General features: G+C 71.1%; 19 protein-coding genes. 11 read left to right on the plus strand and 8 right to left on the minus strand.

The genetic code is table 11. The annotated features are described in order from the left end of the window. Positions 1 to 33 precede the first annotated feature (33 nt). Together scy and mce are read right to left on the minus strand one after the other, a co-directional pair. Positions 34 to 4,071, minus strand: coding sequence for a polarized growth protein Scy (scy, locus tag ACOBQB_RS35950; protein WP_423597936.1), 4,038 nt, complete (start codon positions 4,069 to 4,071; stop codon positions 34 to 36). 270 nt (positions 4,072 to 4,341) lie between these two features. Beyond that, complete coding sequence (mce, locus tag ACOBQB_RS35955; RefSeq protein ID WP_205039298.1) at positions 4,342 to 4,782, minus strand: methylmalonyl-CoA epimerase; 441 nt, start codon at positions 4,780 to 4,782, stop codon at positions 4,342 to 4,344. Positions 4,783 to 4,918: 136 nt separating this feature from the next. Between mce and ACOBQB_RS35960 the strand changes: the two genes are divergently transcribed. Together ACOBQB_RS35960 and meaB are read left to right on the plus strand one after the other, a co-directional pair. Further along, the gene (locus tag ACOBQB_RS35960) at positions 4,919 to 6,121 is read left to right on the plus strand and encodes an acetyl-CoA C-acetyltransferase (protein WP_423597939.1); all 1,203 of its coding nucleotides are present in this window, start codon (positions 4,919 to 4,921) and stop codon (positions 6,119 to 6,121) included. A 48-nt stretch (positions 6,122 to 6,169) separates the two neighbouring features. Next, positions 6,170 to 7,126: a methylmalonyl Co-A mutase-associated GTPase MeaB gene (gene meaB / locus ACOBQB_RS35965; protein WP_423597941.1), complete on the plus strand. Its 957-nt coding sequence runs from the start codon at positions 6,170 to 6,172 to the stop codon at positions 7,124 to 7,126. A 58-nt stretch (positions 7,127 to 7,184) separates the two neighbouring features. Here the strand turns inward: meaB and ACOBQB_RS35970 are convergent, their stop codons facing one another. After that, entirely contained in the window at positions 7,185 to 7,940 is a 756-nt protein-coding gene (locus ACOBQB_RS35970) for a PepSY domain-containing protein (RefSeq protein WP_423597943.1), read from the minus strand. A 179-nt stretch (positions 7,941 to 8,119) separates the two neighbouring features. Here ACOBQB_RS35970 and ACOBQB_RS35975 point away from each other — a divergent pair, with 179 nt between their 5' ends. Both ACOBQB_RS35975 and ACOBQB_RS35980 read left to right on the plus strand, forming a co-directional pair. Beyond that, on the plus strand, positions 8,120 to 8,785 hold the full coding sequence (locus ACOBQB_RS35975; protein ID WP_423597945.1) for a response regulator transcription factor: 666 nt from the start codon (positions 8,120 to 8,122) through the stop codon (positions 8,783 to 8,785). Continuing rightward, positions 8,782 to 10,224, plus strand: a complete 1,443-nt coding sequence (locus ACOBQB_RS35980; RefSeq protein ID WP_423597947.1) for a sensor histidine kinase — start codon at positions 8,782 to 8,784, stop codon at positions 10,222 to 10,224. Before ACOBQB_RS35975 ends, ACOBQB_RS35980 begins: the two co-directional genes overlap by 4 nt. A 50-nt stretch (positions 10,225 to 10,274) precedes the next feature. On the opposite strand, the gene ACOBQB_RS35985 is transcribed toward ACOBQB_RS35980, so the two are convergent. From ACOBQB_RS35985 to ACOBQB_RS36000, 4 genes are all read right to left on the minus strand, one after another. Continuing rightward, positions 10,275 to 10,751 carry a MarR family winged helix-turn-helix transcriptional regulator gene (locus ACOBQB_RS35985; protein WP_423597949.1) on the minus strand — a complete coding sequence of 159 codons (477 nt, stop codon included), beginning with the start codon at positions 10,749 to 10,751 and terminating at the stop codon, positions 10,275 to 10,277. A gap of 119 nt (positions 10,752 to 10,870) precedes the next feature. Next, positions 10,871 to 11,677: an AIM24 family protein gene (locus ACOBQB_RS35990; protein ID WP_423597951.1), complete on the minus strand. Its 807-nt coding sequence runs from the start codon at positions 11,675 to 11,677 to the stop codon at positions 10,871 to 10,873. Next, positions 11,674 to 12,324 carry an AIM24 family protein gene (locus tag ACOBQB_RS35995; protein WP_423597953.1) on the minus strand — a complete coding sequence of 217 codons (651 nt, stop codon included), beginning with the start codon at positions 12,322 to 12,324 and terminating at the stop codon, positions 11,674 to 11,676. The genes ACOBQB_RS35990 and ACOBQB_RS35995 overlap by 4 nt, the downstream gene beginning before the upstream one ends. Position 12,325: 1 nt before the next feature. Beyond that, on the minus strand, positions 12,326 to 12,964 hold the full coding sequence (locus ACOBQB_RS36000) for an AIM24 family protein (protein ID WP_423597955.1): 639 nt from the start codon (positions 12,962 to 12,964) through the stop codon (positions 12,326 to 12,328). Positions 12,965 to 13,151: 187 nt separating this feature from the next. Between ACOBQB_RS36000 and ACOBQB_RS36005 the strand changes: the two genes are divergently transcribed. The 7 genes from ACOBQB_RS36005 to ACOBQB_RS36035 all read left to right on the plus strand — a co-directional run bounded on the left by ACOBQB_RS36005 (position 13,152) and on the right by ACOBQB_RS36035 (position 20,568). Then, a complete protein-coding gene (locus ACOBQB_RS36005; protein WP_359646272.1) occupies positions 13,152 to 13,496 on the plus strand; it encodes a DUF3817 domain-containing protein in 345 nt (114 codons plus the stop codon). Continuing rightward, on the plus strand, positions 13,493 to 13,786 hold the full coding sequence (locus tag ACOBQB_RS36010) for an MTH1187 family thiamine-binding protein (protein ID WP_423597957.1): 294 nt from the start codon (positions 13,493 to 13,495) through the stop codon (positions 13,784 to 13,786). The genes ACOBQB_RS36005 and ACOBQB_RS36010 overlap by 4 nt, the downstream gene beginning before the upstream one ends. A 122-nt stretch (positions 13,787 to 13,908) precedes the next feature. After that, a complete protein-coding gene (locus ACOBQB_RS36015; RefSeq protein ID WP_423597959.1) occupies positions 13,909 to 14,619 on the plus strand; it encodes a hypothetical protein in 711 nt (236 codons plus the stop codon). Next, entirely contained in the window at positions 14,616 to 15,296 is a 681-nt protein-coding gene (locus ACOBQB_RS36020) for a DUF4166 domain-containing protein (RefSeq protein ID WP_423597961.1), read from the plus strand. Before ACOBQB_RS36015 ends, ACOBQB_RS36020 begins: the two co-directional genes overlap by 4 nt. Continuing rightward, a complete protein-coding gene (locus tag ACOBQB_RS36025) occupies positions 15,293 to 15,940 on the plus strand; it encodes a TetR/AcrR family transcriptional regulator (protein ID WP_423597963.1) in 648 nt (215 codons plus the stop codon). The genes ACOBQB_RS36020 and ACOBQB_RS36025 overlap by 4 nt, the downstream gene beginning before the upstream one ends. A 782-nt stretch (positions 15,941 to 16,722) precedes the next feature. Further along, on the plus strand, positions 16,723 to 18,585 hold the full coding sequence (locus ACOBQB_RS36030) for a glycosyltransferase family 2 protein (RefSeq protein WP_423597965.1): 1,863 nt from the start codon (positions 16,723 to 16,725) through the stop codon (positions 18,583 to 18,585). 12 nt (positions 18,586 to 18,597) lie between these two features. Continuing rightward, positions 18,598 to 20,568 carry a galactose oxidase-like domain-containing protein gene (locus tag ACOBQB_RS36035; RefSeq protein WP_423598979.1) on the plus strand — a complete coding sequence of 657 codons (1,971 nt, stop codon included), beginning with the start codon at positions 18,598 to 18,600 and terminating at the stop codon, positions 20,566 to 20,568. Positions 20,569 to 20,611: 43 nt separating this feature from the next. Here ACOBQB_RS36035 and ACOBQB_RS36040 read toward each other — a convergent pair whose 3' ends face one another. After that, positions 20,612 to 21,649 carry a glycoside hydrolase family 6 protein gene (locus ACOBQB_RS36040; RefSeq protein ID WP_423597967.1) on the minus strand — a complete coding sequence of 346 codons (1,038 nt, stop codon included), beginning with the start codon at positions 21,647 to 21,649 and terminating at the stop codon, positions 20,612 to 20,614. Positions 21,650 to 21,667: the final 18 nt, after the last annotated feature.

Below are 21,667 nucleotides of genomic sequence, written 5' to 3' on the forward strand. Positions count from 1 at the left end.
AGGTCCTCACTCAGCACGGTAAGCCCTCTTTGGCTACCCCTCTGTCGTCTTGCCACCCGATCGAGTAGATCCGGCCGCCGCGCCGGCCTTGACACCGCCCGCACCGGAACCACCGCCGGACGCCGACTTCCCGCCGCCCGTCGGGGCCTCGAATGACTCCAACGCCTCCAGCACGTCCTGGACACGGGAGATCTCCGCGTTGATGTCCGCCCGGCGCCGCACCAGGACCTCCAGCTCGCGCTTGCCCTCCTCGACCATGCGCGTCGCCTCGGCCTCCGCCTCCGCCTTGATCCGCTCGGCCTCGGCGACCAGCGACGCCTTCTTCGTCTCAGCCTCCTTCAGGAGCCCCTCGGCCTTCTTCACGGCGGCGATCCGGACCTTGCCCGCCTCGGAATCGGCGTCCGAGACCAGCTCCTTGGCCTTCGCCTGCGCCTCGGCGAGCTGCTCCTCGGCGGCCTTCACCAACGCGTCACAACGTTCGCCCGCGGTCTTCATCGCCTCCGCGGACTCATGGCGCGCACGCTCGTGCAGCTCCTCGATCTCCGCCGTCAGCCGGTCGCGCTGCTCCTCGGAGCGCTCCCTTATGGCCGTCGCGTCGCGCCGGGCGCCGATGAGCAGCTCGTCCGCGTCCGTACGGGCCTTCTCCACCAGGGTGTTGCCCTCGATCTTCGCCTCGGTGACCAGCCGCTCGGCCTCCTTGCGGGCGGCGCCGACCATCGTGTCGGCCTGCGCCTCGGCGTCCGTGGTCGCCTTCAGGGCCTTCTCCTGGGCGTCCGCCGTCAGCTTCTCGGCCTCGGCCGCGGCTTCCGTGATGAGCGTGTCGACCTGCTCGGCCGCCTCCTGACGCTTCTTGTTGGCGGCCTGACGCGCCTCGTCCAGGGTGCGCTCGGCCTCCTCGCGCGCCTGGGACGTGAGCCGCTCGGCCTCCGCCGCCGCCTCCGCCTTGACCCGCTCGGACTCGCTCCGGATCCGCTCGGCGTGCTGCTGGGCGGAGTTGACCGCCTCCGCGGCCTCCGCGCGCAGCCGCTCCGCGTCGCCGGAGGCGTCCGAGATGAGCTTCTCGGCCTTGGCCACGGACTCCGCGCGCACGCGCTCGGCCTCCGTGGCCGTCTCGGCGCGCAGCCGCTCCGCCTCCGCGGCGGACTCGGCACGCAGCCGCTCCGCCTCGGCCGTGGACTCCGCGCGCAGCCGCTCGGCCTCCGCGGTCGACTCCGCCTTGAGGCGGTCCGCCTGCTCCGTCGACTCGGCGCGCAGGCGCTCGGCCTTTGCGATCGTCTCGTTCTGCAGCAGCTCGGCCTCGCTGCGGGCCTCGCCGATCAGGGTGTCGGCCTGACCCGCCGCGTCACTGCGGATGCGGTTGGCGTCCTCACGGGCGTCGGCACGCGTGCGGGCGGCGTCCTGCTCGGCCTGCGCGATGGTGTCCGAAGCCTCCGTGCGCACCCGCTGGGCGTGCTCCGAGGCGTCCGAACGCATCCGCTCGGCCTCCGCGATCGCGTCGGAGACGGTGCGCTCCGCGAGGGCCTTGGCGGCCTCCGAGGCCTCCGTCGCCTCACGCCGCGTGCGGTGGGCGTCCTCGGCGGCGCGCTCCCGCTCGGCGTACGCGTCGGCGCGGACGCGGTCGGCCTCCTCCTGCGCCTCGGTGCGCGTACGCTCCGCGGCGTGCTCGGCGGCCGAGCGCAGGCCCGCGACCTCTTCCTGCGCCGCCTCGTGCAGGCCGGCGACGGAGTCCCGTACGGACTGGGCGGTCTGTTCGGCGGCCGACACCATTTCCGTGGCGCGGCGGTCGGCCTCCTCGACCAGGCGCACGGCCTCGGCCTGCGCCTCCTCGACCCGCTTGCGCGCCGAGGCGAGCAGTTCCTCGCTCTGCTCGCGGGCTCGCTGACGCTCCTGGTCGGCCTCCGCGCGCGCCGAGCCCAGCGTCTCCTCGGCCTCGCGGCGGCGCCGGGCGGCCTCCTCCTGCGCGGCGGCCAGGGCCTCGGCGGCCTCCGTGCCGACCCGCTCGGCCGCGGCGGCGGCCTCCGCGCGCACTCGGTCCGCGGACTCCTGCGCCTCGGTCCTGAGCCGCTCGGCCTCGGCCGCGGCCTCCGAACGCAGGCGCACCGCGAGGGTCTCGGCCTCCGCGCGGGTCTGCGAGGCGTCGGCGGCGGCCTCGTCACGCAGCCGCTCGGCCTCTTCCTCGGCCTGCGCCCGGAGCGTACGGACCCGCTCGGCGGACTCCGCCCGCAGCCGGTCGGTCTCCTCCGTGGCCTCCTTGCGCATCCGCGCCGCTTCCGCGCGGGCGTCGCTCAGCGCCTGCTCGGCGGTGGCGAGGCGCTCCTGGGCCTCCGCGTGCAGCCGCGCCAGCTCCTCGGCGGCCTCCGCCTGCCGGGCCGCCATGACCCGCTCGGTCTCCTCGCGCAGCGCCCGCGCCGCGTCCTCGGCCTCCGACTTGGTGGCCTCGGCCTGCTCGGCGGCCTCCTCGCGGTGCCGCTCGGCCTCCGCGCGGGTGCGCTCCAGCGTCTCCTCGGCCTGCTTGCGCAAGGTCGTGGCCCGCTCAAGCGCCTCGGAACGCAGCCGCTCGCTGTCCGTGGCCGCGGCCGTCCGCAGCTCCTCGGCGTCGGCCTTCGCCTTGGCGAGCAGCTCCTCGGCGGACTTGGCCGCCTCCTCGATCTCCTTGACGGCCTCGCGCCGCGCCTCGCCCCGGATGCGCTCACCCTCGGAGACCGCGTCGGCCCGCAGCTGCTCGGCCTCGCCGCGCAGCCTGCGCGCCTCCTCCTGAAGCTCGACGGTCTTGGCGCGGTACTCCTTGGTGTCGTCCTTCGCCGCGCCCTTGAGCTCCTCGGCGATGTCGTGCGCCTGCGCGCGCAGCCGGTCGGCCTCGGCCTCCGCCTCCGAACGGATCCGCTCGGCCTCCTCGGTGGCGGCCTTCGTGGTCTCCTTGGCGTTCTTCGACGCCTTGTCGAGGACGTCCTCCGCGGTCCGCGCCGCCTTCGCGAGCTGACCAGCGGTCTCCTCGGCGGTGATCGTGCGCGCCTTCTCGGCGGCCTCCGCGATGAGCTTCTCGGCCTGCGCCCGCGCGTCGGCGATCAGCTGTTCGGCCTCGGACTTGGCGGTCTCCGCCTCCTTGGTGGCCTCGCCGACCAGCCGCGCCACCTGCTCCTTGGCGGTACGCGTGCGCTGCTCGCCCGCGGCCTCGGCGGCCGCGAGCTGCTTGCCCGCCCTCTCCTTGGCCTCGCCGAGCACCTTGTCGGCCTCGGCCCGCGCCTCACGCAGCGCCGCGTCGGCCTCGGCCATGCGCTGCTCGGCGGCCCGGCTCGCCTCGGCGGCCTGACGGCGCGCCTGCTCCGACTCGGCCGCCGTCGTCGAGCGCAGCTGCTCGGCGTGGTCGGTGGCCTCCTGGGCCTGCGTGGAGGCCGCGTTCAACAGCCGCTCGGCGTCCGAACGGGCCCGGCGCAAGAGGGCCTCGGCCTCGGCGCGCGCGGACTCGGCGTCGCTCGCCAGACGCTGACGCGCCTGTGCCGCGATCCGCTCCGCCTCCGCGCGGGCGGCGGCCAGCGCCTGCTCCGCCTCGGCACGCGACTCGTCCAGGAGACGGCGCGCCTGCTGCTCGGTACGGGCCCGCAACTGCTCGGCCCACGCCACGTTCTCGTTGACGTGCGACTCGACGGTCTGGCGGCGCTCCGCGAGCTCCTGGTCCAGTTGCTGGCGGCGCGAGACGGCCTCGGCGTGCAGCTCCGACTGGAGCCGGGCCTGCTGCTCCGCGTGCTCCTGAAGGATGCGCTGCGTCTGCGCGCGGGCCTCGCGCAGCTCGCGCTCGGCGTCAGCACGCAACTGCTCGGCCTGGATCTGCGCGTTACGCAGCAGCTGCTCGGCCTGGTAGCCGATGTCCGCGCTGTCATAGGCAGGACGGTTCGCGAGGTTGCGGCGCGCCTCGTGCAGCTTGGCGCGCAACACCTCGACCTGATAGCCGAGGTCCTCGGCGTGCTGGACGGCCTTCTCCCGCTCGGTCTTCAGCCGGTCCATCTCGGCCTCGAACCGCGAAAGACTGTCGGTCTCAGCCCGCGAGTTCTCTTGGCGTTCGTAGCCCCGCACTGCGCGGTCCCATCCTTCCCCGAGCTCTCGGCTGCGCTCGAGCAGGGGAGGCCCCACTCCTGGTCGCAATTCTCTCCAACGAGCCCCGTCCATCCGCCGAACGGTGCCCCCGGGGGAATGGTGTCAGATCAACGGCGGAGCATGGGTTGCTGCCCCGACGCTCGTCCCCCGAAACCCGGACCCCGGCACGCGGCCGCCCAGCCTGCGGGCAGCCTGCCGCCCAGACATCGGACGGCAGTCCCTCACCCTACCGGCCCAGATATACGGAGGTCAGTGCTCCGGTGACTCGGAGGGCGCCGAAGTGACGAGTTCGGTGAGGACACCGTGGCAGTCCTTGGGGTGGAGGAACGTGATGCGTGACCCCATGGAGCCGATCCGCGGCTCTTCGTACAGGACCCGCACGCCCTTGTCCTTGATGGCCGCCGCGTCACCGTCCACGTCCGCGGTACCGAAGGCGATGTGGTGCACGCCCTCACCGTTCTTGGCCAGCCACTTGCCGACCGCCGAGTCGTCCCGCGTCGGCTCCAGGAGCTGGAGGTACGAAGCCCCTCCGTCGCTCGTATCATTGATCTTGAGCATGGCCTCCCGCACACCCTGCTCCTCGTTCACCTCCGTGTGGAAGACCGTGAAACCGTATGTCTCCCGGTAGAACTCGACGGTCTTGTCGAGGTCGAAACAGGCGATCCCGATGTGGTCGATTCGCGTCAGCATGGTTCAAGTGCAGCGCTTGTGGCGGTGATTACGCAACGTGCGCGCGATCACACTCGCCGCCCGATGACGCGCGACGTACCGCTCAGTACATTCAGATAAACCCTCGTTAACTTCTCCTCCCAAGGGGCCGTGGCACATGTCTCGAACGTCCGGTACCACCTCAGTGATCGTCGCGGGCGCGCGCACGCCCATGGGCCGCCTCCTCGGCTCCCTGAAGTCCTTCTCGGGTGCGGACCTGGGCGGCTTCGCGATCAAGGCCGCGCTCGACCGCGCCGGCATCGGCGGCGACCAGGTCCAGTACGTGATCATGGGCCAGGTGCTCCAGGCCGGTACGGGGCAGATCCCGGCGCGCCAGGCCGCCGTCAAGGCGGGCATCCCCATGAACGTCCCGGCACTCACCGTGAACAAGGTCTGCCTCTCGGGCCTCGACGCCATCGCCCTGGCCGACCAGCTCATCCGCGCGGGCGAGTTCGACATCGTCGTGGCGGGCGGCCAGGAGTCCATGACCAACGCCCCGCACCTGCTCCCGGGGTCCCGCGAGGGCCACAAGTACGGCGCCATCGAGATGCTCGACTCCATGGCGTACGACGGCCTGACCGACTCCTTCGAAGGCGTCGCCATGGGCGAGTCGACCGAGAAGCACAACGGCCGCCTCGGCATCGCCCGCCCCGAGCAGGACGAGATCGCCGCCCTCTCGCACCAGCGCGCCGCCGCCGCGCAGAAGAACGGCCTGTTCGAGGCCGAGATCACCCCGATCGAGATCCCGCAGCGCAAGGGCGACCCGGTCCTCTTCGCCAAGGACGAGGGCATCCGTCCCGAGACCACCGCCGAGTCCCTCGGCAAGCTGCGCCCCGCCTTCGCCAAGGACGGCACGATCACCGCCGGCTCCGCCTCGCAGATCTCCGACGGCGCCGCGGCCGTCGTCGTCATGTCCAAGGCCAAGGCCGAGGAGCTGGGCCTGCACTGGATCGCCGAGATCGGCGCCCACGGCAACGTGGCGGGACCGGACAACTCCCTCCAGTCCCAGCCGTCCAACGCCATCCGCCACGCCCTGAAGAAGGAGGGCCTGGACGTCGCCGACCTCGACCTCATCGAGATCAACGAAGCCTTCGCCGCCGTCGCGGTGCAGTCAATGAAGGACCTCGGAGTTTCCTCGGAAAAGGTGAACGTCAACGGCGGGGCCATCGCCCTCGGTCACCCGATCGGGATGTCCGGCGCGCGCCTCGTACTCCATCTGGCCCTGGAGCTGAAGCGGCGCGGCGGCGGCGTCGGTGCGGCCGCGCTGTGCGGTGGCGGTGGCCAGGGCGACGCGCTGATCCTCAAGGTGGCCAAGGCCTGACGACCCCGCGGCCTGCGGTGTCCCGTACGTAGCGAACGGAGCTGTTTCATGCAGGACGTCCCCTCCCTGGTGGCGCAGGCCCGCGAGGGCAGGCCACGGGCCGTGGCCCGGCTGATCTCACTGGTCGAGGGGGCGTCACCGCAGCTGCGCGAAGTGATGGCGGCACTTGCTCCACTGGCGGGACACGCGTACGTGGTCGGGATCACCGGATCGCCCGGCGTCGGCAAGTCGACGTCGACATCCGCGCTGGTGAGCGCCTACCGGCGGGCGGGCAAACGGGTCGGCGTGCTCGCGGTCGACCCGTCGTCCCCCTTCTCCGGCGGCGCGCTCCTCGGCGACCGGGTCCGCATGTCGGACCACGCCTCCGACCCCGGCGTCTACATCCGCTCGATGGCCACGCGCGGCCACCTCGGCGGGCTCGCCTGGGCCGCGCCGCAGGCCATCCGCGTCCTGGACGCGGCGGGCTGCGACGTGGTGCTGGTGGAGACCGTCGGCGTCGGCCAGTCCGAGGTCGACATCGCCTCGCAGGCCGACACCTCCGTGGTCCTGCTCGCGCCCGGCATGGGCGACGGCATCCAGGCGGCGAAGGCCGGGATCCTGGAGATCGGTGACGTGTACGTCGTCAACAAGGCGGACCGCGACGGCGCCGATGCCACCGCCCGGGAGCTGAACCACATGCTCGGCCTCGGGGAGTCCCGGGGCCCCGGCGACTGGCGCCCGCCCATCGTGAAGACGGTCGCGGCGCGGGGCGAGGGCATCGACGAGGTCGTCGAGGCGCTGGAGAAGCACCGGGCGTGGATGGAGGAGCGGGGGGTCCTCGCCGAGCGGCGTGTCTCCCGTGCCGCCCGGGAGGTCGAGACGATCGCGGTCACGGCGCTGCGGGAGCGGGTCGGGTCCCTGCACGGGGACCGGCGGCTGTCGGCGCTGGCGGAGCGGATCGTGGCGGGGGAGCTTGACCCGTATGGGGCCGCCGATGAGCTGGTGGAGGCTGTTACCGCGGTTTGAGGGGTGACGGAAAAGCCCCGGGGCGGTGTGTCCCGGGGCTTTTCGTCTGTGGCGGCGGTCAGTCGTCCTGACCGTCGTTGTCGTCATGGTCGTCGTGGTCGTTCTGACCGTCGTGGTCGTCGCTGTCGTCCTGGTCGTCACGGTCGTCGTCGTGGTCCGCGCGGTCCGCCGTGACCTTGCCGGTCTTCAGGTCGACGTTCCACTCGGACTCGGCGCCCTTGGTGCCCGTCGTCTCCACGCCCCAGGCGCCCGCCGTGCCGTCGTCGTCCAGGTCCACGGAGGTCACCGTGCCCTTGGCGGCGGCGGTGCGCGCGGCGTCCTCGGCGCTGGTGGAGGAGCCCTTGAGCGCGGAGTTCACCCGGGCGGCGTCGGCGGCGTCCTCACCGGCGTCGTCATCGGCGCCCTTGTCGTCCTTGTCGATCCAGGTGCCGAGCACCTTGCCGGTGCCGGGGTCGATCTCGACGTTGTGCCAGGTGTTGCCCTTCAGGATGTCGACGTCCCAGACCAGGCCGCCGTCCTCCTCGTCCAGCTCGGCGGAGACGGCGGTGCCGGGGGTCTTCGCGAGGGCCGCCTTGATCGCGTCCGCGGCCGTCACCTTGGCGGCCTTGGCCTCCGCGGTGTTCTCGGCGGCGTCGTCGCGGTCGTCACGATCGGCCTTGCCCTCGTCGTCACTCTTGCGGTCGTCGTCCTTCAGCTGCACGCTCGACCGCTTCGCGGCGCTCTCGTCGTCGCCGGTGGTCGCGAGGGCGGTGGCGGTACCGCCGGTGATCAGGGCCGCGGCGGCGACGGTGGCGATGACGATGTTGCGCTTCATGAGGGTTCCTCCCGAGACGGTGGGCGAGTGGGCGGCGGCCGGGGGGGCAGCTGCCGTTCGCTTTCGACGAGGACCAATCTGGCCGAACGATCCTGAACCGAAGCTGAAGCCACCTGAAGAAGTCTTCAGGTTCGCTCTGCGACCCTGAACGCACGCGCTCGCTGATCGTGGAGGAACGCATGCGCTTGTTGATCGTCGAGGACGAGAAGCGGCTGGCCCTGTCGCTCGCCAAGGGCCTGACCGCCGAGGGCTACGCCGTCGACGTCGTCCATGACGGCATCGACGGGCTGCACCGCGCGAGCGAAGGCACGTACGACTTGATCGTCCTCGACATCATGCTGCCCGGCATGAACGGCTACCGCATCTGCTCGACCCTGCGCGCCGCGGGCAACGACGTACCCATCCTGATGCTCACCGCCAAGGACGGCGAGTACGACGAGGCGGAGGGCCTGGACACGGGTGCCGACGACTACCTCACCAAGCCCTTCTCGTACGTCGTGCTCGTGGCCCGCGTGAAGGCGCTGCTGCGCCGCCGCGGCAACGGCGGCCCGTCGCCGGTCCACACCCTGGGCGATCTCAAGGTCGACACGGCCGCGCGCCGCGTCTTTCGCGGCGAGGCCGAAGTCATCCTCACCACCAAGGAGTTCGCGGTCCTGGAGCAGCTGGTGCTGCGGGCCGGGGAGGTCGTCTCCAAGGGCGACATCCTGGAACACGTCTGGGACTTCGCGTACGAGGGGGACCCGAACATCGTCGAGGTGTACGTGAGCACCCTGCGCCGCAAGCTGGGCGCGGCCCTCATCAAGACGGTGCGCGGCGCCGGTTACCGCCTGGAGACCCCGCGGTGAAACGGCTCTTCGGCTCCGTGCGCGCCCGCGCCACGCTGGGCGCGAGCCTGGTCGTCGCCCTGGCCCTGGTGGTGGCGGGCGCCGCCGTGCTGTTCTCGCTCCGCGCCAACCTCACCGGCCAGGCGGACGGCCGGGCGAACGCCGCCGCCCGCGAGGTCGCCTCGCAGCTCGTGGCCAACCGGCCGTACGCGGACCTCGACCTGCCGGACGGCGACGAGTCTCCCGTCCAAGTGGTCGACGAGAACGGCACGTTGGTCGCGGCCAGCGAGGACCTGGAGCGGATCAGCGGCACCGGGACCGACGCGGTCAAACCCGGCCCCGCGACCCGCCCGGCCGACGGTGACGCCGATGGGGAGGGGGGCGGGGAGAAGCCCGAGCCGGGGGAGACCGGCGAGATCGACGACGAGGCCGAGTACACCGACGGCTCCGCCACCGTCGACGGCGAGAGCGGCGACTACCGCTTCGCCGCCGTCGAGGTGAGTACGGAGGACAAGGGCGACCTCACCGTCTACGCCGGCGGCTCCCTCGCCGACGAACAGAGCGCGGTGTCCACGGCGTTGACGTCCATGCTGATCGGTTTCCCCCTGTTGCTCGGTGTCGTGGCGGGCGTCACCTGGCTGGTGACGCGCAGGGCGCTGCGCCCGGTGGCCGCCATCACCGCGGAGATGTCCGCGATCACGGCGTCGGAGGACCTCGCGCGCCGCGTGCCCGAGCCGGACACGCACGACGAGATCGCCCGCCTCGCCCGCACCACGAACGAGACCCTCGCCGCCCTGCAGACCTCGGTGGAGCGGCAGCGGCGCTTCGTGGCGGACGCCTCGCACGAGCTGCGCAGCCCCATCGCCTCACTGCGCACGCAGCTCGAAGTGGGCGCGGCGCACCCGGAGTTGCTGGACGTCGACGGCGCGGTCGAGGACACCGTGCGGCTCCAGGAACTCGCCGCCGACCTGCTCCTGCTCGCCCGCCTCGACGCCGGCGAGAAGCCCGGCGGGGCGCGCGTGGATCTGGCGGCCTTCGTCCGGGAGGAGCTCTCGCAGCGCACCCGGGACCGTGTGGACGTGCACACGGACCTCAGGAGCGTCGAAGTGGTGGGCTCCCGCGGTCAGTTGGCGCGGGTGCTCGGCAATCTGTTGAACAATGCGCAGCGGCACGCCCGCTCCCGCGTCACGGTCACCACGCGGACCGATGGCATGTGGGCGGTCCTCGCGGTGTCCGATGACGGGAGTGGGGTGCCCCCGGGCGAGCGGGAGCGGATCTTCGAGCGGTTCGTCCGTCTGGACGACGCGCGGACCCGCGACGAGGGCGGGGCCGGTCTCGGCCTCGCGATCGCGCGGGACGTGGCGGCGCGGCACGGCGGCACCCTCGTGGTCGGGGAGGCGCCGTCGGGGGGTGCGCTCTTCGAGCTCCGGCTGCCAGGCCCTCAGTCGTCGGCGGATTGAGGGAGGATACGGCCGGTCGCCGCGGAGCGGGTCAGGGTGTGCGGGGTCTGTCAGGGTTTTCCGCGCTGGGAGCGCAGATGTTCCGCGATCGGGGTCAGGGCCTTGTGCAGCTCGCAGAGCGCCTCGGGGGAGACGAGGTCGACGAAGTGCCGCCGCACGGAGGCGACGTGGTGCGGGGCCACCTTCTGCATGGTCTCCATGCCGTCGTCGGTGAGGACGGTGTAGAGGCCGCGCCGGTCGGACTCGCAGTTCTCCCGGCGTACCAGGCCCGCGTTCTCCATACGGGTGATCTGGTGGGACAGGCGGCTCTTGGACTGCAGAGTGGCAGCGGCGAGATCGCTCATGCGCATCCGCAGGTCTTCCGATTCGGAGAGATGCACGAGAATGTCATAGTCGTTCATGGTCAGGTTGAACGGCTGAAGGTCCTTTTCGAGCTGATATGTCAGCATCCTGTTGACCTCCACGTGGGTGCGCCAAGCGCACTGTTCCTCGTCGGTCAGCCACTGCGGGGCCGTCTCGGTCTCCATGGAATCGATTCTACCTAAGAAGTTGAAAGGTGAACGAATGGTGGGATGTGACACGCCTCGCATCCCCTGGTCACGGGGAGGGGCACAGGCGTTCGCCGTCACACTCCGCAGACTACCGCTCACAGCCCGAAGCGACGCTGGAGGTCCCCCAGTTGTCCGGGAAGGCGCGGTACCCCCGGCTGCTGACCCGATTGAGTGGGAGCGCTCCTCCCTCCCGGCACCCCCGCCTCGTCCGGCACCCCTCCCGTCGCCTGCTCGGACATGAGCGTCTCGGTCGACTGGAGCAGCACCGTGCCGGCGCCCACGAACTCGAATTGGTGCTCCTCCCCGGAGGTGCCGCCGATGCCGGTCAGTGCCCGCACGCCCCCGATCACTCCTGTGAGGTAACCGTGGTCGTAGTGGTGGCACGGTGAAGGGCAGTCCGCCCACCCCACGAGCGCCTGTGGATCAACGCGGATCGGCGGCTCCATGAAGACCACCGGGCCGTTCGACGCGGCCACGAACGTGCCGGTCCCGATCAGGGTCAGGAACCCCGGAACGATCGACTGCTTCAACGCGAGAGTTGGCTGAAAAGCGAGGAGGTTGCCCGAGCGAATGGTCAGGTTGCCCTCATTCAAGTCATACGAATTCACGTCGAAGGCCCGGTCGGCCAGGAGCATCTTGCCCTGGCCGTCCGCCACGACCCAGTCACTCGCGTGCAACGGCGAATGAAAACTGGTCCGGACCAGCCGGTCGAGCCTGCCGTGCCCGATGCCGTTGAAGTCGATCCGCCCGTAGTAGGCGATCATCTTTCCCTTCTGCAGGAACCACTGGCTTCCCGTGAGCTCCACGCAGAAGGTGTACGCGTTGACGTTGTCGTCGCTCGGCAGCGTCGTGGGGTCGAAGACCGCGGGCGCGCCCGCCGGGGTCGAGACGTTGGGGTTCACAGCTTCTCCTCCGAAGCCTGGACGTACACCGCGCCGCTTCCCGACAGCTCCAGCTGGAACGCCTCGCCGGAGCCGCGGCCCACCAGGTCGCGCCAGCCGAGCGCCGTGGAGAGTTTGTTGCGCACGTCGCCGTGGTGCGCCACATACGCCTGAGGGTCGACGTGGACCGGGCGCTGCGGGGCGATGGGGACCTCGATGACGCCGCCGTGCGCCATGACGGCGACCGCGCCGTGCCCCTTGAGGGTGGTGGTGAACAGGCCCTGGCCGGTGACCTGGCCGCGCACCATGCCCATGACGCCGCCCTGTGCGCCCATGAACATCGTGCCTTGCTGGAGCGTGCCGTCGAAGGCCAGCAGGCGGTCCGCCTCCACGTACAGCGTGTCTCCGGAGAGGCCGATCACCTGGATGTGGTGCCCGCCGTGCCCGAACAGGACCGTCCCGCTGCCTTCCACGGTCATCAGAGGCGTCGCCTCGCCCGCCACCCGGCGGCCGATCATGGAGGTGAGGCCGCCCTGACCGCCCTGGAGGTTGGGCGTGAAGGAGACATCTCCCTTGTAGGCGAGCATGGCGCCGCGCTGGCTGAAGATCTTGACGCCCGGCTGGACCGTCGCCTCGATCATCTTCGCGTTGATCTCTCGGAAGGGCATGTCAGACGTCTCCCGCGATCGTGGTGCGCTCACTGGGCTGTACGTAGACCAGGCCGTCGCCCTCGAAGCGGATCTGGAAGGCCTCGCCGCCGCCCTCGCCCATGAAGGTGCGGAAGGTGACGCCCGACTGGAAGCTCTGGCGGACGTCCCCCTGATGGGCGATGTACGCCCCTGGGTCGACCGTCAGCGGATACTGCCGGGAGACGCGCAGGGCCACCGCCGGGCCGTCGGAGATGATCGCCGCCTGACCCGTGCCCTCGACGGTGGTCGTGAACAGGCCGTTGCCCTGCGTCGCGCCGCGCAGGCCCGTGAAGCTGGTGCCGGTGCGCAGGCCGGCGTCGGTGCACAGCAGGTTGCTCGCCTCGACGTACAGCTTCTCGCCGGTCAGCCGCACCAGATTGATCTCGGTGGCGCGGTCGGCGAACCAGCAGGTGCCGTGCCCCTTCACCTCCATCACCGTCATCTGCTCGCCGGTGACGCGGCGGGTCACCATGCCCCGTATGCCCTCGCCGCCGCCGGACATCTTCTTGAAGGCCATCTGGCCGTCATAGGCGACCATCGAGCCGTTCTTCGCCTTCACGGCGTCGCCGGTCATGTCGACGGCGAGCACTCTGCTCCCCTGGAGCCGGAAAGTAGCCACGAATCGACGGTAGCCGCCCCGTACCCGCCCAGAACAGGGTGAAGGCCCCTGAGCGAACCCGGAGCACACCCCGATGTCACAATGGGGGCCGCTTGTGCGCGCGTTCACAAGATCGCGCCGCCGAGCGTGCGCCGCCCCTGCTCCGTCCCGCCTCTTTCCGCCCCGCCCCCCTCACCGAAGGTGACCCGTGGACATCAAGACTGCCGCTGCCTTGCACCGACTCCGACTGGTCTCGATCCCGGAGGCCATCTCGTTTCCGATCCTGCTGGTCTGCTCGGTGCTCAAGCGCACCACCGAGTTCAACGCCGTCCCGGTGATGGGGTGGATCCACGCGATCCTGTTCCTCCTCTACGTCGTCTTCCTGCTCGACGCCTGGAACCGGACCAAGTGGCCGTGGCAGAAGGCCGCGGTGTACTTCCTGCTGGCGATCCCGCCCTTCGGCGGCCTGTTCGCCGAGCGCAAGCTGAAGCGCGAGGCCGAGGCCGCGGTGATCGCCTCGCGTGCCCGCAAGGAAGGGATCGTCAACGCATGATCGTCGCTTTCTCCGTGACTCCGCTCGGCGTCGGTGAGGACGTCGGCGAGTACGTGGCCGAAGCCGTCCGTGTCGTACGCGAGTCGGGGCTGCCGAACAAGACCGACGCCATGTTCACGTCCGTAGAGGGCGAGTGGGACGAGGTGATGGGCGTCGTCAAGCGCGCCGTCGCCGCGGTGGAGGCGCGGGCACCGCGCGTCTCGGTCGTCATGAAGGCCGACATCCGTCCCGGCGTGACGGACGGCCTCACCTCCAAGGTCGAGACGGTGGAGCGCCACCTCTCCTCCTAGCCAGACATACAGAGCAAGCCCCCGCCTCCTGGCGGGGGCTTGCTCTGTATGAGCGAGTGCTCAAATGCCGCTACCTTTCACTTGAGCACTCGCTCAAAACCAGGCCGACGTGGGGGTTTCGGATGAGCTTGTACATAGAGACACGCATACGCGCCGACCTCGACGACCTCTGGGCCCGCACCCAGGAACCCGGTCAGCACCAGCGCTGGGACCTGCGCTTCACCGAGATCACCTACCTGCCGTGCGAGGAGGGCGAGCCGCAGCACTTCCGGTACGCCACGCGCGTGCTGCCCTTCCTGACGATCGCCGGCACCGGGGTCAGCGCGGGGGAGAAGCGGCGCCCGGACGGTACCCGGACCTCCGCCCTGCGCTTCGCGTCCCCGCACCCGCTCTCCCCCCTCGAAGAAGGCGGCGGCTACTGGCGCTACGTGCCCGAGCCGGACGGCGACGGCGTCCGCTTCCTCACCGGCTACGACTACCGCCCGCGCTGGGGCCGCCTCGGGGCACTCGTCGACCGCGCGGTTCTGCGCCCCCTGATGGGCTGGGCGACGGCCTGGTCCTTCGACCGCCTCCGGCTCTGGCTGGAGCGCGGCATCACCCCCGAACGCGCCCTCGTCCACGCCGCGGCCGAGATCGTCCTGCGGATGCTCCTCGTGACGGCGGCGGTCCTCCTCGCCCCCATGACGGCCCTCGCGGCAGCGGCGCTCGCGGTGATCCTGCCGCCCCTGCCCACCACGCCCGCGGCCCGCCGCTGCCTGCGCACCCCACCGGCACGCGCGCGTGCCCCTCGCCTGCTGTCCACCCTCACCACCGCCCAGGAGCAGCGCTCATGACGTCGATCTTCGAGACCGTGATGGGCGCCGACTTCGAGCGGCTGCACCCGCAGCTGCGCCGCCGATTCTCCGTCGGCCTCGCGAGCGGCGAGGCCTGCACGGGCAGAGGCGTGATGGACCGCATCTGGCACGGCCGGGGCTTCGTGAAACCGTTCCTCGCGGTCGGCGGAACCCGCAACATCCTCGTCCCGCGCCAGGGCCGCGCCGTCCCCTTCGTGATCGAGAACGTGCCGTACGTCGACACGTACGGCCGTGAGACGGTGAGCTTCGTGCGCACCTTCGACCTGCCCGGCGGCCCGCGCCGCTTCGATGCCCAGATGGTCCTGAGCCCCAAAGGGGACCGCGTGCTCGACTACCTCGGCACGCACCAGCACCTCGCCAGCGACCTCCACTTCCGGGCCGGGCCGGACGGCTCGCTCGTGATCCGCTCCGGGGAGCACCGGTTCCGGGAGGGGCCCGTGGACTGCCGGGTGCCCGCGCTGATCGGCGGCGACGCCGAGGTGCGTGAGTCCTACGACGACGACAGCGGCCGCTTCCGCATCCAGGTCCGGGTCGTCAACCGGCGCTTCGGGCCGCTCTTCGGGTACGAGGGGTCGTTCGAGGCGACGTACACCGATGTCCGCACGTGCGGGGTGCGGCCCGGGCTGCGGCCCGTCCGCGAGGAGGCGCGCGCGTGAGTGCCGCCAAGGATCCCGCCAAGGGGCAGGAGACCCGCGAGAAGCTGCTCGAAGGGGCGTTGCGGACGCTCACGGAGCAGGGCATCGCCAAGACGTCCGCGCGGACGATCGCGGCGGCCGCCGGGGTCAACCAGGCGCTGGTCTTCTACCACTTCGGCTCGGTCGACGAACTCCTCTCGGCGGCCTGTCGGCACGGCACGGAGCAGCGGGTGGCCCGCTACCGGGGGCGGCTGGCGTCGATCGGTTCCCTCTCCGAACTTCTCTCCTTCGGGCGGGAGATGCACGAGGAGGAGCGGGAGGCCGGGCACGTCGCGGTCCTGGGGCAGCTGCTGGCCGGGTCGCAGACGCAGCCTCGGCTGGCGGCGGCGACGGCGGCGGGGCTCGCGCTCTGGATCGAGGAGATCGAGAAGGCCCTGACGCGGGTGCTCGGGGCGTCGCCGCTGGGGGAGTTCACGGATCCGGTGGGGCTGGCGCGGGCGGTGGCGGCGTCGTTCGTGGGCATGGAGCTGTACGAGGGGGTGGACCCGGAGGGTACGGAGCGGGCGCTGGCGGCGCTGGAGCGGCTGTCCCTCTTGGTGACCGCGGTCGAGGACCTGGGCCCGCTGGCCCAACGCGCGGTCCGCCACCGCCTGCGGCGCCTCTGACCTGCCGGTCGCTTGGCGGTATGGCCTACCGCGCCGTGAACGCGCGTCCGGGGGTTTGCCCTCCCCCGCGAACGCGCACCCGGCGGCCTCCCCTGCCCCGCCGCTCCGCGCCGGATGTCTCCCACCCACCCGCCCGTCAACCGGCGTCGAGATGCCGAGGTAGGGGCGGGCGGGGGTGCCCGGCGGTGTCCCCTGTCCCGCCGCTTCGCGCCGGATGTCTCCCACCCACCCGCCCGATGCTCGGCGTCGAGATGTCGAGGTAGAGGCCGTAGGGCAGGCGGCGACGGCGCGCAGGCGTCAGGTGCCCCGAGGGAGGTGGGGGGTGTGTGCGCGGGCAGGCGGTGACGGTCCGCGGGCGTCAGGTGGCCCGAGGGAGGTGGGTGTGTGCGCGGGCAGGCGGTGATGGTCCGCGGGCGTCAGGCGGCCCAAGGGCTGCGTGAGCCGACGGCGGTCCGCGGGCGCCAGGCGGCCCGAGGGGACGTGGGGGTATGTGCGCGCGGAGCACAGTGGTGGTCATGCCCAGCCGATGAGCAACCGCGGGCCGGCGCCAAGATAGCGAGCACGGACATACCCCCACGTCCCCGCCCCACAGACGAACCCAAGGCGCCCACCCGCACCCCAACTCCCACCCCAACTCCCACCCCAACTCCCACCCCAGCTCCCACCCCAACTCCCCCCACCCCCCACACCCCCCGCCCCACCGCAACCCCACCAAACCCCCTCACCCCAAAACCGCCCGCACGGACGCACCCGGTTCGACACGCCCCGGAAACTCCACTTTGGTGGGGGTATCGGCTCGTTCGATCACCAGTCACCAGAACCTGGAGGGCGCTGTGCGGCAGCCGGAGGGTTACGACTACGACACCCACAGCACGCTCGCCGGCCCGCTCACCGAGCCGCGCGGCGGCAAGGACGGCGGCGGCAACGGCGGCGGCTATCAAGTCCAGTACCGCAAGCTTCTCTCCTCGGAGCCCCATCGAATACGGGCCGTGTTCCTCATGGCACTGGCCCCCGTGCTCACGGGCCTCCTCCTCGTCTACCTCGTCTGGCCCACCCACTGGACCGAACGCGAGGGCGGCGAACGCTGGCTCATCGGCCTCGACGTCACGATGCTCGTGGCGATCGGCCTGATCGAGCTGTTCATGCTGGTCAACGTCATATCGATCGCGCACGCCACGCTGGTCGCGAGGGACCCGGTCCCGGTGACCCCGGAGGACGGCACCCGCGTCGCCTTCCTCACCACGTACGTGCCGGGCAAGGAACCCCTCTCCATGGTCCGGGCCACCCTCGAAGGCGCGGTGCGGATACACCACACGGGGCCCATGGACGTATGGCTCCTGGACGAGGGGAACGACCCCGACGCGAAGGCCCTCTGCGAAGAGCTGGGCGTGCGTCACTTCACGCGCCTCGGCGTACCGGAGTGGAACCGCGAGAAGGGCCCGCACAAGGCCCGCACCAAGCACGGCAACTACAACGCCTGGCTGGCGATGCACCACGCGGAGTACGACTTCTTCGCGTCCGTCGACACCGACCACGTCCCGCTCCCCAACTTCCTGGAGCGGATGATGGGGTACTTCCGCGATCCCGACGTCGCGTTCGTCGTCGGCCCGCAGGTCTACGGCAACTACGAGACCCCCGTCACCAAGGCCGCCGAGTCCCAGCAGTTCCTCTTCCACGCGCTCATCCAGCGCGCGGGCAACCGCTACCGGGCGCCCATGTTCGTCGGCACCAACAACGTCGTACGCATCAGCGCGCTCACCCAGGTCGGCGGCCTGTACGACTCGATCACCGAGGACATGGCGACCGGCTTCGAACTGCACCGCCGCCGCAACCCCGCCACCCACAACCACTGGCGCTCGGTCTACACCCCCGACGTCCTGGCCGTCGGCGAGGGCCCGGCCTCGTGGACGGACTTCTTCACCCAGCAGATGCGGTGGTCGCGCGGTACGTACGAGACGCTGTTCAAGCAGTTCTGGAGGGCGCCGTTCACGATGCCGCCCGGACGGCTCTTCTCGTACACGCTGATGCTCGTGTACTACCCGATGACGGCGGTCAACTGGCTGCTCGGCATCCTCAGCTGCGTCCTCTTCCTCTGGTTCGGCGCGTCCGGCACCCAGGTGGCGGCCTCCGTGTGGCTGATGCTCTACAGCGACGCGGCGGCCCTCCAGATCGGCCTCTACCTCTGGAACCGCCGCCACAACGTCTCCCCGCACGAGCCCGAGGGCTCGGGAGGCCTCGCCGGCATGGCGATGTCGGCGCTCTCCGCACCCATCTACGCCAAGTCCCTCGGCGCGGCCGTCATGCGCCGCCCGTGCCGTTTCGTGGTCACGCCCAAGGGCCACGACGCGAGCCCGGACCGGCTGCTCACCTTCCGCATCCATCTCTTCTGGGCGGTGCTGCTCGCCACGTCGCTGGTCGTCTCCTTCGTGCTCGGCCACACGCATGTGGCGATGCGCACGTGGGCGGTCCTCGCGATGGGCATCTCGCTGGCCCCGGTCGCGGTGTGGACCTTCACCGTCGCCAGGGAGCGCAGGCGGGCCGGGCAGGAGCGCGAGGCGCGCCGGGAGGCCGGACATCCGGTCCCGGAGGCGGAGGGCGAGCCCGAGCCGGCGTTCGCCACCGGTACGACGACAGGAGGGAACTGACACATGGCACCCATGGCCTACCGGCCCTCAAGGCGTACGAGGAAGACACTCATCGGAGCCGGCGCGGGCGCGCTGCTCATCGGGCTGAACGCGCCCGCCGCGCTCTCCTTCGCCGAGGAGCAGTACCACGAGTACAAGATCTCCCGGCCCGGTTACAAGGCGAAGTACGGCTCGTGGAAGATGGTCGACATCCCCAAGGAGTTCCGCACCAACGCCATTCACGCCGCGCTCCTGCACACCGGCAAGGTGCTGATCGTGGCGGGTTCGGGCAACGAGCAGAAGAAGTTCGACGCGGGGTCGTTCGACACGGTCCTGTGGGACCCGAAGAACAACAGCTTCAAGAAGATCGACACCCCCGTGGACTTCTTCTGCGCCGGGCACGCCCAACTCCCCGACGGCCGCCTCCTGGTGGCGGGCGGCACCGCGCGCTATGAACTGCTCGACGGCGAGGTGGAGCGGGCCGGCGGCGGCATGCGGGTGAAGAACGAGAACCCGGACAAGGCGGTGTTCCTGAAGAAGGGCACCAAGTTCCGCTCGCCGTCCGGCATCGAGTACGTCAGCAAGTTCGACGTCGAAGTACCGAAGGCCAAGCGGGACTTCAAGATCTCGTACTCCAAGTCCGGGGAGATGGAGCCCTGGAAGACGGACATCAAGGCGAGCGAGTCGCGGGTCTTCGTCGAGGCGCTTGAGCCGGGCGAGCAGTCGGTCAACGAGACGACGGCGCAGTACGAGATCGAGGGTCTGACCGGCGACGAGGCCGACAACACGTACGGCATCGCCGAGAAGATCGACATGGAGAAGCAGGACTTCCAGGGGATCAAGGCGGCGTACGAGTTCGACCCCAGGGCCGAGCGGTATGTCCCGGTCGAGCCGATGAAGAAGGCCCGCTGGTACCCGACCCTGGTCGGCCTGGAGGACGGCAAGGTGCTCGCGGTCTCCGGCCTCGACGACGTGGGCGTGGTCGACCCGGGCGACAACGAGATCTACGACCCGAGGACGAAGAAGTGGACGGACGGCCCCAAGCGGTACTTCCCGACCTACCCCGCGCTTTTCCTCACCAAGGGCGGCAAGCTCTTCTACCCGGCGTCCAACGCGGGGTACGGGCCCGCCGACCAGGGCCGTGAGCCGGGGCTGTGGGACCTGGCGACGAACAAGTTCGAGAAGGTTCCCGGGCTGACCGACATGGACCAGACGGAGACGTCGGCGTCCGTGCTGCTGCCGCCCGCGCAGGACCAGAAGGTGATGATCCTCGGCGGCGGGGGAGTGGGCGAGTCCGACAAGGCGACGCGCCGCACGGCCGTGATCGACCTCAAGGAGGAGAACCCGTCCTTCAAGACCGGCCCGCAACTCCCGCAGGGAACGCGCTACCTGAACAGCGTGATCATGCCGGACGACTCGGTGTTCACCTCCAATGGCTCCTCCGACTACCGGGGCCGCAGCGCCAGCAACATCTTCAAGGCGCAGTTCTACGACCCCAAGCAGAACGTCTTCCATGAGGCGGCGGCGCCGAAGGTGGGCCGCAACTACCACTCGGAGGCGCTGCTGCTGCCCGACGGGCGGGTCGTCACCTTCGGCTCGGACCCGCTCTTCGACAACCAGCAGAACACCAAGCTCGGCCACTTCGAGCAGCGCATGGAGATCTTCACGCCGCCGTCGCTGCACAGGGGCGGCAAGAACCGGCCGGTGCTCGGCGAGGGCCCGCGGCAGCTGGCGGCGGACGGCCGCGCGACGTTCGCCGCCGACCGGCCCGGGGACATCGTGACGGCCCGCCTGATGCGGCCGAGCGCGGTGACGCACACGACCGACGTCGAGCAGCGCTCGATCGCGCTGGGGCTCACCAAGGGCAAGGGGGCGGTGACGGTGGAGGTCCCGGTGGGCGACGCGGCGCTGGTCCCACCGGGCTGGTACATGCTGTTCGTCACCGACAAGGACGGCACGTCCTCGGAGGCGAAGTGGATCCACGTGGGCCAGGAGAAACGATGACCGGGGCCGTGCCCCACGGCCACGAGCGGGCCGTGCCCCGCGGCTACGCGTCCTTGGCGTTCCGCGCGAGACCGAGCGCGTAGTCCGGCCACCACTGTCCCGCCGCCGGGCCGCCCCGGCACGGGCCGTCCGAGTCGCCCGGCCGCTTGATCCACAGGACGGCGTCGAGGAGCGGGTCGCCCGTGCGGTCGGTGGGCGGCGTGCCGAGGCCACGGCCGGGCGGGTTGCACCAGGCGTCCTCCCGGTCGCCGGCCAGCGGGCCCTTGCCGTTGCGGCTGGTGTCCATGACGAAGTGCTTGCCGCCGACCGTCGCCGACAGGGTGCGGCCGTACGCCTTGGTGACCTCGTCGCTCTGGAAGTTGGAGACGTTCAGCGAGAAACCGTCGGCCTGCGCGATGCCCGCCTTGATGAGGGGCTCGGAGAGTTTGTGCGCGTCGGTGATCCAGCCGGGGTTCCCGGCGTCGAGGTACACCTTCACCTTCGGCTGGCGCTTGAACCGTTCGATCGCCTCGGAGAGCAGCTGGTAGCGGTCGGCGTGGTACTCGGCGGGCGTGCAGCCGTCCACGATGTGCGGGATCGCGTCGGGTTCGAGGACGACCACGGCGGGGGCGCCGCCGATCGCCCCGGCGAAGGCGTCCACCCACTCCCGGTAGAAGGCGGAGCTGTGCGCGCCGCCCGCGGAGTGCTGGCCGCAGTCGCGGTGCGGGATGTTGTACGCGACGAGTACCGCCGTGCGGCCGTCCTTGGTCGCCCCTTCGGTCGCCGCCCTGACGTCGGGCGCCGGGTCGTCACCGGCGGGCCACACGGCCAGCGGCTGCTCGGAGATCCGCTTGAGGGCCTCGGCGTCCCGGGCACGGCCCTGCCGCTCCCACTTCTCGACCTGGCGGGCGGCGGGGCTGTCGGGATCGACCCAGAACGCGTTCGGGGCCTTCGCGGCGGCCGTCGAGGGCCCGGCGGCGACGTCGGCGGCCCGGGACGTGGCGGACCCGGCCTTGGACCCGGATCCCGAGGAGCAGCCCGCCGTGAGCCCGATGGCGGTGAGAGCCGTGAGTGCCGTGAACGTGCGGAGCAGCCGGTACATCCAGACCCCTTGGGCGAC

It is taken from the genome of Streptomyces sp. G5(2025) (genome assembly GCF_049542075.1).
GTDB lineage: Bacteria > Actinomycetota > Actinomycetes > Streptomycetales > Streptomycetaceae > Streptomyces.

What these genes read in the sequence shown, in the direction of transcription:
- ACOBQB_RS35975 (WP_423597945.1), top strand. Translation starts at nt 8,120, where the DNA reads ATGCGCTTGTTGATCGTCGAGGACGAGAAGCGGCTGGCCCTGTCGCTC.
- ACOBQB_RS35985 (WP_423597949.1), bottom strand. Translation starts at nt 10,751, where the DNA reads ATGGAGACCGAGACGGCCCCGCAGTGGCTGACCGACGAGGAACAGTGC.
- meaB (WP_423597941.1), top strand. Translation starts at nt 6,170, where the DNA reads ATGCAGGACGTCCCCTCCCTGGTGGCGCAGGCCCGCGAGGGCAGGCCA.
- ACOBQB_RS36035 (WP_423598979.1), top strand. Translation starts at nt 18,598, where the DNA reads ATGGCCTACCGGCCCTCAAGGCGTACGAGGAAGACACTCATCGGAGCC.
- ACOBQB_RS36010 (WP_423597957.1), top strand. Translation starts at nt 13,493, where the DNA reads ATGATCGTCGCTTTCTCCGTGACTCCGCTCGGCGTCGGTGAGGACGTC.
- ACOBQB_RS36020 (WP_423597961.1), top strand. Translation starts at nt 14,616, where the DNA reads ATGACGTCGATCTTCGAGACCGTGATGGGCGCCGACTTCGAGCGGCTG.
- mce (WP_205039298.1), bottom strand. Translation starts at nt 4,782, where the DNA reads ATGCTGACGCGAATCGACCACATCGGGATCGCCTGTTTCGACCTCGAC.
- ACOBQB_RS35995 (WP_423597953.1), bottom strand. Translation starts at nt 12,324, where the DNA reads ATGCCCTTCCGAGAGATCAACGCGAAGATGATCGAGGCGACGGTCCAG.
- ACOBQB_RS35960 (WP_423597939.1), top strand. Translation starts at nt 4,919, where the DNA reads ATGTCTCGAACGTCCGGTACCACCTCAGTGATCGTCGCGGGCGCGCGC.
- ACOBQB_RS35970 (WP_423597943.1), bottom strand. Translation starts at nt 7,940, where the DNA reads ATGAAGCGCAACATCGTCATCGCCACCGTCGCCGCCGCGGCCCTGATC.
- ACOBQB_RS36015 (WP_423597959.1), top strand. Translation starts at nt 13,909, where the DNA reads ATGAGCTTGTACATAGAGACACGCATACGCGCCGACCTCGACGACCTC.
- ACOBQB_RS36040 (WP_423597967.1), bottom strand. Translation starts at nt 21,649, where the DNA reads ATGTACCGGCTGCTCCGCACGTTCACGGCACTCACGGCTCTCACCGCC.